Raw genomic sequence first — 15,006 nt, forward strand, 5'->3', positions numbered from 1 at the left:
CAACAGCTCAGCTAGTTCCGGCAGCTGCATCAGTCCAGCACCTGCGTCAGCGGCTGCTGACCGCCTCGAGGTCCGCCTCGCGCAGCTTCTGCTGGCGTTCCAGCCAGGGGCCCGCCGCGTAGCCGATCACGACGCCGATCCCCACTTCCGCGGCCACGAACAGTGCCGTGCGGAGCGGGTCGGGGCCGATCTGCGTCAGCCGCCCGATCCCCGCCGAACCGCGGGCAAGCCAGGCGAGCCCCGCCGCGAGCAGCCCCGCGATGGAGCCGATCACCGCACCGAGCACCAGGGTGGACGCCGCGGCCGTGAACCAGCGGGCCCGGATCTTAATGGACAGCCATTCGTCGAAGTGGTTCTCGCCTTCGCGCAGGAACCACCAGCCGGCCAGCGCCCCGGCAAGCGCCGGCACCACAAGGGCCACGACGCCGAAGCCGAGCGAGCCGGACGGCAGAGCGGCAAACACGGGAACCGACGGCAGCGGCCCGACGGCGGTTCCCAGCGGGCCGGCCACCGAACCGACGCCCAGCTCGAACCCCGCACCGGAGATCCAGGCGAGGGCAAAGACGAGAAGGTTGGGCAGGAAGCCCAGCTGCACAATGGTGAGGACGGCGCCGCCCATCGCGCCGGCACCGAGCCCTTCATAGACGGCGACCACAAGGTTCCAGTGGATGAAGAGATCGACGGCGAGCAGCGCCGCGGACATCGCAAGGCTCGCCATCAGCGCCACCCAGCCGGCCTTGATGGCCGAGCCCAGGTAGGAGCCGGCCCAGCGTGAATGCTGGCTGGTCTTCGAAAGCCAGGCCACGGCATCGACGCCGATCAGCCGGCTCCAGGATCCGGCCTCGCGCCGCGCACCCACCACCATGCCGAGCCCGAACGGGATGAGCGGGATCAGGGCGGCGGACCAAAGGCCGATGCCGACGTCGGACGTGCGGCACACGAACCCGGTGGCCAGGCCGAAGCCGGCGTACGCCAGCCACGATCCAAGCAGCGCCTGCCAGAGCTGGTCCGTGTAGGAGGCGCGGGCCAGCCGGCGTCCCGCGCGCCAGGCGAGCAGGAACGGGATGAGGGCCAGCCCGAGGGGAATGAGCGAGAGCGTCCCGGATTCCGGGTGCGCGGCGGACCCGGCGCCGGCGGTGTCCAGCAGCAGGGGCACGCCGTGGATCAGCAGCCAGGCCTGGCCCGCCAGGCGCGCCAGGACGTCGAAGCCGCTGTTGTGGAATCCAGCCGTGGCCCAGACGGCGATGATCGGCCCGGCCACGGCAAGGGCGGAAATGACAGCGGCCTGGGCGGACTCGAGCGCACCCTGCAGCCACAGGGGCATGGGAAGGCCACGTTGTCCGGTCTGATCAGCGCGCAGTTTCATCGAGATCCATGGTGCCATGTGCCCGGCATCCCGCCGGTTTCCGACAGGCACAACGCGCGGATCCGCGAAATCCGGCCGCTCCGCCCCTCCCGGCCGGCCCCATCGCTGCCTGCCCGCGGGAGCTTTTTCCATACCCGGGTCGTAAAATTAAATGTCCGCATTCAGTGGTTGGAGGCAGAACATGACTACCGCATCCCCCCATGCGCACGGCGTTCATTTCGGTCGGACAGATGTGCAGAACGTTGGCATGGGTGCAGGTATCGTCCTTATCATCGTGGGCATCCTCGGCTTCATCCCCGGCATCACCACGAACTACAGCGAGCTAAGGTTCTTCGGACCTGATTCCAAGGCTTTGTTCCTGAACCTGTTCCAGGTATCGATGTTGCTGAACATCGTCCAGGTCGCGATTGGCGCTACTGGCCTGAGCCTGTCCAGGACCGCCCTGGGCGCCCGGAACTTCCTCATGGGGTCCGGCCTGCTGTACATCATCCTTAGCATTTATGGGCTCATCGTGGGTGTGGATTCGGCGGCCAACTTCCTGTCGCTGAATACCGCAGACAGCTGGGCGTTCATGATCATGGGCATCGTTATGGCCGGCGTGGGCTGGCTGATGTCAAGGCACCTAGAAGACTCAGAGACCCGGTCATCAACCCCCGGGACATAGGGAGCCGCGAATGAGTAACGTTTCATAGCATTCTGAAAATTCGTACTACCTGCTGGTGCAGTGGTTTAGCGGCAACGCGGCGGCTGCACCAGCTTTCCTTTTGCCCGGCGGAACGCCGGGCAAAAGCAACCCCAGCAGGGGCCGTTCTGTGCGCTGAGAACGGCCCCTGCTGCGAGCCAGTTGGGTGGGCCGGGGGAAGTTCGGTGTGGCAGGGCGGTCAGGTGGCGGTTTCCTGCGCGCGGGGCGGCAGGGTGTCCCACTCTGTTTCCGCCGCGCGCATCCAGGGATAGGGCAACAGGCCTGTGACGTGCACCTTTCCCACCTCTCCCCCGGCATCGACCAGGACGGTTGTCTCAGGCCCGTAGGTGCGCAGCAGTTCCCTGCAGAGCCCGCACGGGTTGGTGACCTGCGGCTGTCCGAGTCCATCCATGCTGACGGCCACCACCGAATGGATTGATGCCTCCTGGGCCATGCGGGCGTTGGCCAGGGCGCTGGACTCGGCGCACACATTGAGGCGCTTTGAGCCAAGGTGCAGTCCGAGGTAGATGGCTCCTGAGCCGCCGCGCATGGCGGCAGCCACCCGGTGGTTCTCGCTGTGATGGGCGGAAAGCAACAGCCGGCGGGCTGCCTCGTAAAGCTCCACGTCAGGTTCGCTGAGTTCAAAGGAGATCACGTTTGCCTCCACGCTGCTTCGGTCCGGGCGACTGGCGTCCATGGGCGTTCCTGTCCTTCCTGTCTTTCCTGTGTTCCTGTCTTTCCTGTGTTCCTGTCTTTCCTGTGTTCCTGTCTTTCCTGTGTTCCTGTCTGTCCGGTGTTCCTAGCTGCCGATGAAGATGCCGCTCTTCTTCCTGGCGAGGAGATAGAACACGATGCTGAGCGCCGAGAGGACAGCCACGTACACGGGGAAGATCCAGGACGCATTCATGGACTGGAGCCAGACCAGGAGATAGGAGGCCGTCCCGCCGAAGAGGGCCACGCCCAGGCCGTAGCCGAGGGCCGTTCCGGCGCCGCGGCAACCCTTCGGCATGAGGGAGCTGGTGACGACGTTGTACAGGGTCATGTTCAGGACCAGCACCACCGAGCCGCCGAGGAGCACGGCAGCGAAGCCGGCGATGCCGGGCTTGACGTACATCAGCATCAGGAAGACGGATGGGATGGCCAGCGCACGGGTGATCAGGAACCACTTGGACATCGATTTGCCATCGGCGACCTTGCTGATGATGAGGCTTCCGATGACCAGCACGACGCCGAGGACGGTGGTGAGGGCGAAGACAGCGGTCGCGTCCTCCTTGAAGCCGCTGCGGGCCGCCGTCGGAAGGCCGGTGTTCCAGGCGTAGTTGTAGGCCTGGGCCGCGCCGACGACGAAGGTAATGGCCAGCACGCTGAGCCAGTGCTTGCGCACCCCGCCCCAGACCGTCTTCGCCGAGTTGTTCGCCAGCTCTTCGGGCTTCATGGTTTCCGGAAGCGTCCGGCGCAGGTAGACCACGACGAAGCCGAAGGCTGCGCCGACGACGAACGGCACACGCCATCCCCAGTCGGCCATGACGGATCCGCCGAGCATCAGGCTGCAGAGGTAGCTGACCAGCGAGGCGAGCAGGATGCCGATGTTGACGTAGAAGGAGATGATGCCGGCGACGAAGCCCTCGCGCCCCTCGGGGACGAGTTCGACGGCGTGGGCGGTGGACAGCGGGGCCTCCACTCCGGTGGAGATACCCTGGACGATGCGGCAGACCAGCAGGATGACGCCGGCTGCGGGGCCGATCTGGTCGTAGGTCGGCGACACTGCGATGATCAGGGTGGTTACCGCCATCATCATGATGGACCAGAGCATCACCCGGCGCCGCCCGATCCTGTCGGCGAAGGTGCCGAGCAGGATTCCGCCCAGCGGGCGGAACGCGAAGCCGACGGCGAAGACGGCCAGGGCGCTCAGGGTCGCGGCAACAGGGTCCTGCGATGGGAAGAACTTGGGGCCGATGAAGGCCGACAGGAGGCCGAAGACCATCCAGTCGTACCACTCCAGCGTGTTGCCCAGACCGAGGCCGAGCAGCCCACGGCGGATTTCCGGAGAGAGCCGGGACTTCCGGCCGCTCTCCAGGTCAGTCTTGACGACAGTGTCAGTCATGATTTTCCTTCCCCCGCACCGTCGGGGTGCGTGAGGGTACGGATCGCCGGCGGGAGCCCCTCATGGGGTCACCGGCAATCGAAACTATCGTTTGGCTTGGTCCGCAGGCGGGACCGGTTCACCCCATGGGAGGTGAGTTAGCCCAGATAGCTACGCATGCCTCTTCGTAGCGCTTGAATGCAAACGGGCCATCCGGCTCGGCAACAGGGAACGTGTTCTTAGGAACGTGTCCCGGCTGACCGGCCAAAATCGGGTTCTAAGGATGGCTTGGCAGATGTCACTGCAGCTTTACTGCGGAAACGAACGCGTTCGCGGGCCGGCCGTGCCTTCCGCCAGAAGGCCGTCGAGCCCAGTCTTGTTCGTAGCGTCAATCCGAGTGTTGCAGCTCACATAACTATATTGAAGATCTTCACAGAGTCAATGCTTTGGGGAAGGTTCGGTCCCGCCGCTCGTTGGCACCCGGCAAAGCCGCAGGTCAGGCTGCAGTCGGTGGCCGTTAGTCAAGAATTTTACGAAAACCATTGATTCGGTAAAAATTTTCACTATAGTTATGCAGGTCAGCTCATCCAGAGAAAGACGGACCATGACCAACGAGAGCGTCCCGGGATCCTCCCCCAACGGCACAAGCGTCCTTCTTGCCACCGTAGGCAACAAGATCCGCAACATGCGCAAGGACAAGGGAATGACCCTGGCGAACCTTTCGGAAGTCACCGGCCTCAGCCCCGCGATCGTAAGCCAGATCGAACGGGGCCTGGCCAATCCGTCCTTCACCACCCTGGCACAGCTGGCCCACGGCCTGGACATCCCCGTAGGGAAGTTCTTCCTTGGACAGGAAGAAACCAGGTCGCCGGTGGTCCGCAAGGGCGAGCGGCGAAACCTCAAGGGCGTCACCAAGAAGTCCGTGGGCGAGGCGGTCTATGAACTGCTCACCCCCGACCTCAACGGCGCCCTGGAGGCCCAATGGATCGTGAGTCCGCCAGGCCACGACACCAGCGCCACCCCGTTCCGGCACAGCGGGGAGGAATTCGGCATCATCCTCTCCGGCCGGAAGGACATCTACCTGGACGGTGAGTGCTACACCCTCGAAGAAGGCGATTCCATCACCTTCTCGTCGGATACGCCTCACTGGTACAAAAACAGCTACGAAGAGGTATGCGTAGCGATCTGGGTTAACGCACCTCACGCGTGGTGATCAGCCGGCCCTAGCCGCCGTCGCCGTTCTCCATCTCCATCTCCGCTGACACCCAGGTGTCCGCCGGAAACCTCCTCTCCGCAGCCAGGTCCGCGACGGGCCGTGCTGCGTCATACCCTCTGCCGGGCGGAATCAGCGGTCAGCGTCGCCGCGCGCTCTTCTCGGCCAGCATCTCCTACTTCACCGTCTTCTACCTCACCGGCTGCCGATCCCACGGCCCTCCGGAAAAGTAAGGATCTTCATGAACTCGCCCACAGCCACGAGCTCCCTCGAACTGGCCACCACCACGCAGGACCTGACCGCTCCGGTCATCTCCCGCTCGGACGTCCTGGTGGTCGGCGGTGGCCCCGCCGGCGTGGCCGCCGCCGTCACCGCGGCCCGCTCCGGCGCCTCCGTCACCCTGCTGGAGCGCTACTCCTCCCTCGGCGGCCTCGCCTCCGGCGGCATGGTCCTGGTGCTTGATGACATGATCAACGGCCAGGAAATCACCGTCACCGGCATCGTCTCCGAGTACGTCGAGAGGCTGCAGAAGCTGGGCTTGGCGATCGTTCCGCCGGCCGATGACCGCAAGACCTCCGAGGAACTGTGGAACAAGTGGGGCCGCTACGGCACCTTCGACTTCCACTCCCACACCACCCCCAAGCCGGTCTGTTACGCGGCCGCGTTCGACCCCGACGGCTGGAAGCGCGTCTCCAACGACCTCGTCCGCGAAGCCGGCGTCAACCTGCGCCTGCACTCCTGGTTCTCCCGCCCCATCGTGGACAACGGCGTGATGAAGGGCGTCATCTGCGAGACCAAGTCCGGCCCGCAGGCGTTCCTGGCGGACATCGTCATCGACACCACCGGCGACATCGACGTCGCCTCCCGGGCCGGCGCCAGCCACGTCAAGGACAGCTACCTCACCACGCTCGTCTTCCGCCTCGGCAACGTCGACACCAACGCCGCAGAGGCCTTCGAACAGGCCAACCCGAAGGAAGCCCGCGCCATCAACCGCAAGATCAAACGCCTCCTCGGCGGCGCCTGGGAACTGTGGTGGCTCAAGACCCCCATCGACGGAGTCGTCTGGTGCAACGCGCCGCACATGACCGGCTACGACGGCGTGGACCCGGCGGACATGACCGCCGCCGAATTCGCCGCCCGCGACAAGATCACCGAGGCCGTGGACTACGTCCGCGCCAACCTGCCCGGTTTCGAGAACTGCTACATGCTCGACGTCGCGTCCCAGATGGGCGTCCGGCAGACCCGACTGCTGGAAGGCGAGTACGTCATGACCAAGGACGACGTCACCTCCCGCCGGCACTTCGCGGACACCGTGGCCCGCGGCCGCGACTACTACTACCCCTACCGCTCGCTGCTACCCAAGGAAGTGGACCAGCTGCTGGTCGCCGGCCGCCACTACTCCGCCACCCCCGAGGCGCAGAAGATGTCCCGCGAAATCCCGCCCTGCATGGCCATGGGGCAGGCCGTCGGCGTCGCCGCCGCAGTGGCCGTCCAGAACGGCACCCTCGTCCGCGACGTCTCCGCCCTGGACATCCAGCAGGGCATGCGCCGGCACGGCGCCGACCCGGGCGACGTCCCGTCGTCGAACGCCACGCTCGACATCGATGCGGTGGTGGGGGCATGAGCACCGTCATCGACGAACTGCTTTCAGGCACGACGGCGGCGCCGGCACCTGAACGTGAAGGTACCCCGCTGCCGCTCGACGGCATCAAGGTCGTCGACTTCACCCAGGTGTTCATGGGCCCGTCCTGCACCCAGCTCCTCGGCGACTACGGCGCGGACATCATCAAGGTCGAACGCCCGGGCGCCGGGGACATCTCCCGCAATTCCTTCCCGGACAAGGACGGCCAGGACAACCCGATCTTCCTGTCCATCAACCGCAACAAGCGCAGCGTTTCCGTGGACACCCGCACCGAGGACGGCAAGGCCGTGCTCCGCCGGCTGCTGGCCGACGCCGACGTGGTGGTCAGCAACTTCCGTTCCGGCGTGATGGAGCGGATGGGCTTCGGCTACGAGGAGCTCAAAGCGGAGAACCCGGCCATCATCTGGGCCTCCGGCACGGGCTTCGGACCCGAGGGCCCCTACTCGCACAAGGGCGGCCAGGACGCGATCGCCCAGGCGTACTCCGGTGTGATGTGGCGGCGCGAATCGGAGGACATGAAGCCCTCCATCTACCCCACCACGCTGTGCGACTACATCACGGGCATGCACCTCATGCAGGGCATCCTGCTGGCGCTGCGCACCAGGGACACCTCCGGCGTCGGGCAGAAGGTGGAGGTGACGATGTACGACTCCATGCTGCACCTGCAGATGCAGGAGGCGTGCATGCAGCTCAACCGCGGCTTCGAGGTCAACTGGGGCGCCATGCCGCTCAGCGGCGTCTTTGAGACCACCGACGGCGCCGTCTGCATGGTGGGCGGCTTCACCCCCGATCCGCTGCTGCGCATTTCCGAGGCCCTGGGCCTGGACGAGGACCTCACCCAGCGCCCCGAGTTCGCGAACCTGGAACAGCAGTTCAAGCACAAGCCCGCCCTGCAGGCCATCTTCCGCGAGCGCATCGCCACCAACACCACCGAGTACTGGACCGGCCGGCTGGAGGAGAAGGGACTGCTCAACGCCCCCGTGCACACCCTGGAACAGACCCTGGCCGACGCGCAGACGCAAGCCAACGGCATGATCGTCGAGGCCGAACACCCCGGCGTCGGCACCGTCAAAATGCTCAACGCGCCCATCCGGCTCTCCGCCACCCCGCCCACCATCCGCCGGGCGGCCCCGCGGCTGGGCGAGCACAACGTCGAGGTGCTGCTCGAAAACGGGTTCGACGCCGAGACCATCGAACGCCTGCAGCAGCTGGGAGTGCTCCGGTGACCGCGGTTTCTGACGCTGAGAAGACCACCGCAGTTCCGGACACGGTGGACGAGGTCACACTGACCGTCGAGAACCACGTCGCCACCGTGGTGATCGACCGCCAGCACGTCCTCAACGCCGTCGACGGCCGAGCCCAGGCCCGGCTCAACGAAATCTGGGACCAGCTGGAGGCGGATCCCGGTGTCCGCGCCGTGGTCATCACCGGCGCCGGCACCCGCGCGTTCTGCGTGGGGGCGGACATGTCCGCCGCCGCCGTGGACAAGACCGGCCTCGAATACTGGGCCGGCCTGGACCCGAACGGCTTCGGCGGGCTGAGCCTGCGCACCACGCTGGACGTGCCGGTGATCGCACGGGTCAACGGTTACGCGCTGGGCGGGGGCATGGAGATCGTGCTCGGCGCCGACATCGTGGTCGCAGCTGACACGGCCCGCTTCGGGCTGACGGAACCGCGCGTCGGGCGTCTGGCGCTCGACGGCGGGATCCACCAGCTGGTGCGCCGGATCCCGTACACCCAGGCGATGGGCATGCTCCTCACCGGGCGGAAGGCCGAGGCCGCGGAAATGCAGTCCATGGGCCTGGTCAACGAGGTGGTGCCGGCGGAGGAGCTCGACGCCGCGGTGCAGCGCTGGCTCGACCAGATCCTCGCCTGCGCCCCCACCTCCGTCCGGGCAGTCAAGCAGATGGTCACCCGGACCGCGCACCTGACCGCCGCCGAGGCCCGCGGGCTCCGGCTCCCGGCCCTGATGGCGGCGCTGGACAGCGCGGACTCCGCCGAGGGCCTCCGCGCCTTCCAGGAAAAACGCCCGCCCGTCTGGCCCGGACATTAGAGAGGCAGCCGCTAGCGGTCCCGCCCCGCTGGCGGCCACCGCCTCAGCCCGGCAACCAGCCACCCGAAGCAACACGAGCTTTAAACAAAAAGCACATCAAGAGCTTTAAGGAGAAACCTATGCGGGAGTCACTGACACCCGGCGTGTGGGGCGTCGTCGCCACACCGTTCCAGGGCAGCACCCTGGACGTCGATACAGACAGCCTGGCCGGACTCGCGGGGTACTACGAGTCGATCGGCGCCACCGGACTGACCGTCCTGGGCGTGTTCGGCGAGGCCGCAGCCCTGACACCAGCCGAGCGCGGCCTGGTCCTCGAGGTGGTCATGGAGGAAACCCGCCTGCCTCTCGTGGCGGGAGTGACGTCGCTCTACACCGGCACGGCCGTCGAGGAAGTCCGCGCCATCCAGGCCGCCACCGGGGACCGGCTCGCGGCCGTCATGGTGCAGGCCAACTCCGCCAACCCCGGCGTGGTCACCGCACACCTGAACGCCATCCACCAGTCGACCGGCGCGAACGTCGTGCTGCAGGACTACCCCCTGGCCAGCGGCGTCAGCATCAGCACCGAGGCACTCATCTCGGTGGTCCGGGCCTGCGGCTTTGTCACCGCGGTCAAGGCCGAGGCCCCTCCCACGTCCGTGGCGATCGGACAGCTGACTGCGGCCCTCGACGTCTCCGTGTTCGGCGGACTGGGCGGCCAGGGGCTGCTGGACGAGCTTATGGCCGGCGCCGCCGGGGCGATGACAGGGTTCTCCTACCCGGAGGCACTCATCGCCTGCGTGCGGGCCTGGCAGCGGGACGGTTACGAGGCCGCCCGCGACGCGCTGGTGCCGTACCTGCCGCTGATCAACTTTGAACAGCAGGCAAAGATTGCCCTGGCGATCCGCAAGGAATGCCTGTACCAGCGCGGCCTGATCGCCGACGCCGGAGTCCGGGCACCCGGGGCGGCCTTCCCGGAGGTTCTTAGGACCGGGCTGCGCACCCACCTGGCCGAGGCGGCCGCGGCTCTTGGCCCCCATCCGGCCGCCGCCCGTGTGACGGCGGGGAGGTACTGATGGATCTCGGAATCAGCGGCAAGACCGCGCTGGTGGCCGCGTCGACCGGCGGGCTGGGCCTCGCCGTCGCCAAGGCCTTGGCGGCCGAAGGCGCCCGGGTGGCCATCACGGGCCGGCGCCGCGAGCGCGCCGAGGAGATCGCGGCCGGGCTGCAGGCGGAGGGGTACAGCGCCGTCGCCGTCGAGGCCGATCTCAGCACCGGCGACGGCGTGGCCGCCGCCGTCGAACGCACCGTCGACGTCCTCGGCCCCATCGACATCCTCGTGCTCAACGGCCCGGGACCCAAGCCCGGCGCGGCCTCCGCACTTGGCGCCGACGACATTGCCGCCGCCTTCGAGCAACTGGTCAAGCCGCACCACGCCCTGGTTTCGCACGTCCTGCCGGGCATGCGGGAACGGCGCTGGGGCCGGATCCTGGCCGTGGGCTCCAGCGGCGTCGTGGCGCCGCTGCCCAACCTGGCCGTATCCAACACCGGCCGGGCCGCGCTGGCCGGGTACCTCAAGACCCTCGCCGCGGAGGTCGCCCTGGACGCCGTCACGGTCAACATGCTCCTGCCCGGGCGCATCGCCACAGACCGCGTGGCCGAACTGGACCAGGCCGCCGCCAAGCGCCGCGGCACCACCCCGGAGGAAATCCAGCTCGAATCCCGCAAAACCATCCCGGCCCGCCGTTACGGCGAACCCGAGGAATTCGGCGCCGCCGCGGCGTTCCTCTGCAGCGCCCCGGCGTCGTACATCACCGGCGTGGCCCTGCGCTGCGACGGCGGCCTGATCCGCGGGCTGTAACCGCCAGAGTCCCCCTCCCGCACACCTCTTCCCTCTGCCGACTCCTCCGAAGGAACACCATGACGTCCACCATCACAGACCCCGCCACCAACTCCGCGGAGCGGGACCTCATCACCGCCCGGCACCTCATCAACGGCGAATGGCTCGGCGAGGCCGACACTGAACGCCTGAACCCCGCCCGCCCCGGCGAAGTCGCTGCCCTCTCCCCCAGCGGCACGGCCGAGGACGCCGACGCCGCCATCACCGCCGCCACCGCCGCCCAGCCGGCCTGGGCCGCAATGCCCGGCCCCGCCCGCGGCGCCATCCTTCTGGCCGCCGGCGACCTCCTGCTCGAACGCCAGGCCACCATCGCCGGGGACCTGGTCCGCGAGGAAGGCAAGACCCTGGCCGAGGCCAACGGCGAGGTCAAACGCGCCTCCGACGTACTGCGCTTCTTCGGCTCGCTCGGCTGGGCCGCCACCGGCGAAGTGCTGCCCAGCGGACTGCCGGACACCACCATCACCACCCGGCGCGAGCCGCTCGGCGTCGTCGGGCTCATCACGCCGTGGAACTTCCCCCTCGCCATCCCGGCTTGGAAGACCGCCCCGGCCCTGATCAGCGGCAACACCGTGGTCATCAAGCCGGCCGAGCTCACCCCGCTCTCCGCCACCCACCTGGCCCGCGCCCTGCAGGATGCCGGCCTGCCGGCCGGGGTGTTGAACGTGGTCCACGGCAAGGGCCGCGTGGTGGGCGACGCCCTGGCCCGCGACCCCCGCATCGCCGGGCTTTCCTTCACCGGTTCCACCAAGGTGGGCCTGGGGCTGCAGGAGATCCTGAACGCCCGCCGCGCCCGGGTGCAGCTGGAAATGGGCGGCAAAAACGGGGTGCTGGTCCTAGACGACGCCGATCCCCGCAAGGCCGCCAAGGTGGTTGCCGGTGGCGCGTTCGGCCTCACCGGCCAGGCCTGCACCGCAACATCCCGCGTCTACGTCACCCCGGGCATCCGCGAGGATTTCCTGGCGGCACTCGTCGAGGAAGCCGCCGCGTACAAGCCCGGCGACGGCCTGGACGCAGGGACGCCGATGGGCGCCGTCGTGAGCCGCCAGCAGTTCGAACAAAACCAGGCGGCGGTGCGCACCGCCGTCGATCGCGGCGCCACGCTGCTGCACGGCGAGTACGACGGCGGCACGGACGCCGGCTTCCGCTTCCCGGCCGCCGTCCTCACCGACCTGCCTTTCGACGACGCCGCAGTGACAGAAGAGATCTTCGGCCCTGTCGTCGCCGTCCTTGAGGTCCCGGACTACGAGGCAGGACTGGCCGCGATCAACGATTCCCGCTACGGCCTCACCGCCGGAATCTGCACCGATTCCCTGGCGTTGGCGACGGACTTCGCCGCCCGCGCCCAGGCCGGCGTGATCAAGGTCAACCGGCCCACGGCCGGACTGGACCTGAATGTCCCGTTCGGCGGCGTCAAGGACTCCTCCACCAACACGTTCCGCGAGCAGGGGAAGTCGGCCCTGGACTTCTTCACGTGGGGCAAGACCGTCTACACGGGTGTGTAACCTACCGTGACCTACGTAATCGCGCAGCCCTGCGTGGATGTCAAGGACAAGGCGTGCATCGACGAGTGCCCGGTGGACTGCATCTATGAGGGGGAACGTTCGCTCTACATCCACCCGGCCGAGTGCGTGGACTGCGGCGCCTGCGATCCCGTCTGCCCGGTCGAGGCCATCTACTACTCGGACGACGTCCCGGACGAGTGGACTGACTACGTGCGCGCCAATGTGGAGTTCTTCGAGGAGCTGGGTTCGCCGCAGGGCGCCTCGGCCCTGGGGAACCTGCACCGCGACCACCCCATAGTAGTGGGAGCGCCGGCCGCCGTTGCCGTCTGATCACACTCCTTTGGCCCTTGACGGCGGGTGGCCAGCTGAGGACTATCTCAAGGGTCAGGACTGTGCGCGGCCAGAAGGAGGGGTTGGCCGGGAGCATCCTGCTCCCCGACTGCTTACCCGAGCTGCAAGAAGGAACCGCCATGTCGGTGGCCTGGAACCGCGCCTCAACCCTCCGGCTCACGGCAGCAATAGCCGCCGTCGCGCTCACTGCGGCCTTGGGCGGATGCAGTCCCGGGCCGCAACCGCCAGCCCAACCGCCGTCGTCCGAGCCCGGTTACCGGGCCCAGCTGGAAGAGTTCAGCAGGCGAATGCTCGACGACGGCGCCCCTGCGGTGCTCATCCAGGTCCGGGTCGGCGGAGACGAATGGTCCTCAGCGAAGGGGGTGCGCAACTTGGAAAGCCGTTCCGGCGCCGGCATCACGGACCCGGTCCATATCGGGGGCATCACCAAGTCGATGGTGGCGGTGTCGGTGCTCAAACTCGTGGAGGAAGGCCGGCTCCAACTGGAGGCGCCGGTCAGCACATACCTGCCGGAGTTCGACCGGGTCATGCACCCGCCCGGACCTGTCACGGTCCGCCAGCTGCTGCAGCACCGCTCCGGCATGCCCTCGGTGAACGGGCCGTTGTTCGATCCCGCCACCGTGCGGCAGGCCCTGACCACCAAGGTGAGCCTTGCGGAGCTGCTGGCCATGGCGGGCCGGATATCCTGGCAGGCGAAGCTGGCCCAGGGCTTTGCGTACTCCAACTCGAACTACATTGCACTGGCCCTGATAGTCGAACGCCTGCGCGGCCGGCCGATCGGCGAGGTGATCCGCACCGACATCATTGAGCCGCTCGGATTGAGCAGGACCTTAATGACGGCAGCCGGACCTCCGCCGTCGGATATGGTCCACGGGTACATCACCTTGGACAGCAAACGGCTCGACGTCAGTTACCCGGCGGCCCAAATCGACAACGCTGCCGTCGGCATGGTGTCCTCAGTGGCGGACGTGAATGCTTTCTACCGTGGCTTACTGCAGAACCGGCTGCTCAAGCCTGACACGATCACCCAGATGGAAAGCCCGCTCTACGCCAGGTACGCGCTCGGCGTCGTCCGCTGGAACGACCTCTGCACCAACGACTTCTACTACGGCCATCCCGGCGAGGTGCCCGGCTATGGGACCATCTCGATGTCCAGCGCGGACGGCAGCCGGCAGCTCACGATCGCCGTGGCTTACCCGCCGGAACCGCTGGAGGTCCAGACCACGCGCATCCTGCTGGCGATGCAAGCCATTGCGGAGAACACCCTGAATGCCACCTGCCCTGCCGGGTCGACACAGCTGGTGCAGGCTGCAGACCGTGCGGGCTGAAAGAGCGCAAGGCTAGAGGCGCACTTGGGAGTACGGCAGGCTTGGGAGGTTGCCGGCCGTCCAGGGCCGTTCCGCGGGCTCGAGCGGGATCCGCCCGTGCCCGTCCCGCCAGATGAGGACAAACGTGCCGGCGATCGCCAGCAGTGAGACTGCGGCGAAGAAGAGCAGGAAGACGACGATGGGGTCGATGAATCCAAGCATTTCCCGAACACCTCTAGCTCCAATTTTACCGCCGTTCCCGCCTCCTGGCCCGGGAAATCGGGGGCCGGCACCGCCCGCAACGCAGGCGCGGCCTGGGGCGGCTGAAGACCTGTTTATCGAGCGGAGTTAGTTTTGATGTTGCCGGCTTTGCCTCATTGAGATCACTTCCCACTCCTGGTCACCCATCGGGGTACGCCTGACCACCTCGGACCCCCGGAAGCCGAGTGACTCGTAGAGGCTTCGGGCTGCGCTGTTGTGGGCAATCACGCCCAGAGTCAGTTCGGTTACGGTCGTGGTCCCGTAGGCCGTGGCCTTCAACAGTTCCATCAGCTTCCGCCCCAATCCTTCGCCCCGGCGGCCGGGATCGACGATGACGGAGCCCAGGCGACACGTCCGCCCTTCATCGTCAAGCAGCAGGGTGCCGTGCCCGACAATCGCTCCGGTGGTTTCATCGATCCCAGTCCAGTACTGGCGCTTCGCATTGACCAGGTACCTCTCCAGCTGGACTCGGTTTAGCGGCCAGGAGAACGTAGGTCCGGTCCACAGCACCATGGCTTCCTCGTCGGGAATCCAGCTCAGGAATATGTCCAGATCGGCATCTGACGTGGGCCTTAGCAACATTTCTGCATTCTATGCACAACACCCTCCTCACTGATGGCCCCACGGACCCCGCCGCACCTTCAAAGCTGGGACCCCCGAAGGGGACAAT

The 15,006-nt window shown here is 67.2% G+C and carries 15 protein-coding genes; 10 read left to right on the top strand and 5 right to left on the bottom strand.

What is annotated here, in order from left to right:
- Positions 1-46: 46 nt before the first annotated feature.
- Positions 47-1,366, bottom strand: coding sequence for a DUF6350 family protein (locus tag ACFVVK_RS08540; RefSeq protein WP_390265993.1), 1,320 nt, complete (start codon positions 1,364-1,366; stop codon positions 47-49).
- Between the two features lie 247 nt (positions 1,367-1,613).
- Between ACFVVK_RS08540 and ACFVVK_RS08545 the strand changes: the two genes are divergently transcribed.
- Entirely contained in the window at positions 1,614-2,030 is a 417-nt protein-coding gene (locus ACFVVK_RS08545; protein ID WP_390265934.1) for a DUF4383 domain-containing protein, read from the top strand.
- Between the two features lie 217 nt (positions 2,031-2,247).
- Here the strand turns inward: ACFVVK_RS08545 and ACFVVK_RS08550 are convergent, their stop codons facing one another.
- On the bottom strand, positions 2,248-2,745 hold the full coding sequence (locus ACFVVK_RS08550; RefSeq protein WP_390265936.1) for a hypothetical protein: 498 nt from the start codon (positions 2,743-2,745) through the stop codon (positions 2,248-2,250).
- Between the two features lie 102 nt (positions 2,746-2,847).
- Positions 2,848-4,152, bottom strand: a complete 1,305-nt coding sequence (locus ACFVVK_RS08555) for an MFS transporter (RefSeq protein WP_390265938.1) — start codon at positions 4,150-4,152, stop codon at positions 2,848-2,850.
- Positions 4,153-4,735: 583 nt separating this feature from the next.
- On the opposite strand from ACFVVK_RS08555, the gene ACFVVK_RS08560 reads away from it, so the two are divergent.
- From ACFVVK_RS08560 to ACFVVK_RS08600, 9 genes are all read left to right on the top strand, one after another.
- Entirely contained in the window at positions 4,736-5,344 is a 609-nt protein-coding gene (locus ACFVVK_RS08560) for a helix-turn-helix domain-containing protein (protein ID WP_390265940.1), read from the top strand.
- Positions 5,345-5,585: 241 nt separating this feature from the next.
- The gene (locus tag ACFVVK_RS08565) at positions 5,586-6,968 is read left to right on the top strand and encodes an FAD-dependent oxidoreductase (RefSeq protein ID WP_390265942.1); all 1,383 of its coding nucleotides are present in this window, start codon (positions 5,586-5,588) and stop codon (positions 6,966-6,968) included.
- Positions 6,965-8,212 carry a CaiB/BaiF CoA transferase family protein gene (locus ACFVVK_RS08570; RefSeq protein ID WP_390265944.1) on the top strand — a complete coding sequence of 416 codons (1,248 nt, stop codon included), beginning with the start codon at positions 6,965-6,967 and terminating at the stop codon, positions 8,210-8,212. Before ACFVVK_RS08565 ends, ACFVVK_RS08570 begins: the two co-directional genes overlap by 4 nt.
- A complete protein-coding gene (locus ACFVVK_RS08575; RefSeq protein ID WP_390265946.1) occupies positions 8,209-9,039 on the top strand; it encodes an enoyl-CoA hydratase-related protein in 831 nt (276 codons plus the stop codon). The genes ACFVVK_RS08570 and ACFVVK_RS08575 overlap by 4 nt, the downstream gene beginning before the upstream one ends.
- A gap of 119 nt (positions 9,040-9,158) precedes the next feature.
- Positions 9,159-10,091: a dihydrodipicolinate synthase family protein gene (locus tag ACFVVK_RS08580; protein WP_390265948.1), complete on the top strand. Its 933-nt coding sequence runs from the start codon at positions 9,159-9,161 to the stop codon at positions 10,089-10,091.
- Positions 10,091-10,876, top strand: coding sequence for an SDR family oxidoreductase (locus tag ACFVVK_RS08585; RefSeq protein ID WP_390265950.1), 786 nt, complete (start codon positions 10,091-10,093; stop codon positions 10,874-10,876). The genes ACFVVK_RS08580 and ACFVVK_RS08585 overlap by 1 nt, the downstream gene beginning before the upstream one ends.
- 59 nt (positions 10,877-10,935) lie before the next feature.
- On the top strand, positions 10,936-12,417 hold the full coding sequence (locus ACFVVK_RS08590; RefSeq protein ID WP_390265951.1) for an aldehyde dehydrogenase family protein: 1,482 nt from the start codon (positions 10,936-10,938) through the stop codon (positions 12,415-12,417).
- Positions 12,418-12,423: 6 nt separating this feature from the next.
- Positions 12,424-12,747 carry a ferredoxin gene (fdxA, locus tag ACFVVK_RS08595; protein ID WP_390265953.1) on the top strand — a complete coding sequence of 108 codons (324 nt, stop codon included), beginning with the start codon at positions 12,424-12,426 and terminating at the stop codon, positions 12,745-12,747.
- A gap of 140 nt (positions 12,748-12,887) precedes the next feature.
- Positions 12,888-14,096: a serine hydrolase domain-containing protein gene (locus ACFVVK_RS08600; RefSeq protein WP_390265955.1), complete on the top strand. Its 1,209-nt coding sequence runs from the start codon at positions 12,888-12,890 to the stop codon at positions 14,094-14,096.
- 12 nt (positions 14,097-14,108) lie between these two features.
- On the opposite strand, the gene ACFVVK_RS08605 is transcribed toward ACFVVK_RS08600, so the two are convergent.
- Positions 14,109-14,297: a hypothetical protein gene (locus ACFVVK_RS08605; protein ID WP_390265957.1), complete on the bottom strand. Its 189-nt coding sequence runs from the start codon at positions 14,295-14,297 to the stop codon at positions 14,109-14,111.
- Between the two features lie 126 nt (positions 14,298-14,423).
- Positions 14,424-14,918, bottom strand: a complete 495-nt coding sequence (locus ACFVVK_RS08610; protein ID WP_390265959.1) for a GNAT family N-acetyltransferase — start codon at positions 14,916-14,918, stop codon at positions 14,424-14,426.
- Positions 14,919-15,006: the final 88 nt, after the last annotated feature.

This window comes from Arthrobacter sp. NPDC058192 (assembly GCF_042883665.1).
Classification (GTDB): domain Bacteria; phylum Actinomycetota; class Actinomycetes; order Actinomycetales; family Micrococcaceae; genus Arthrobacter.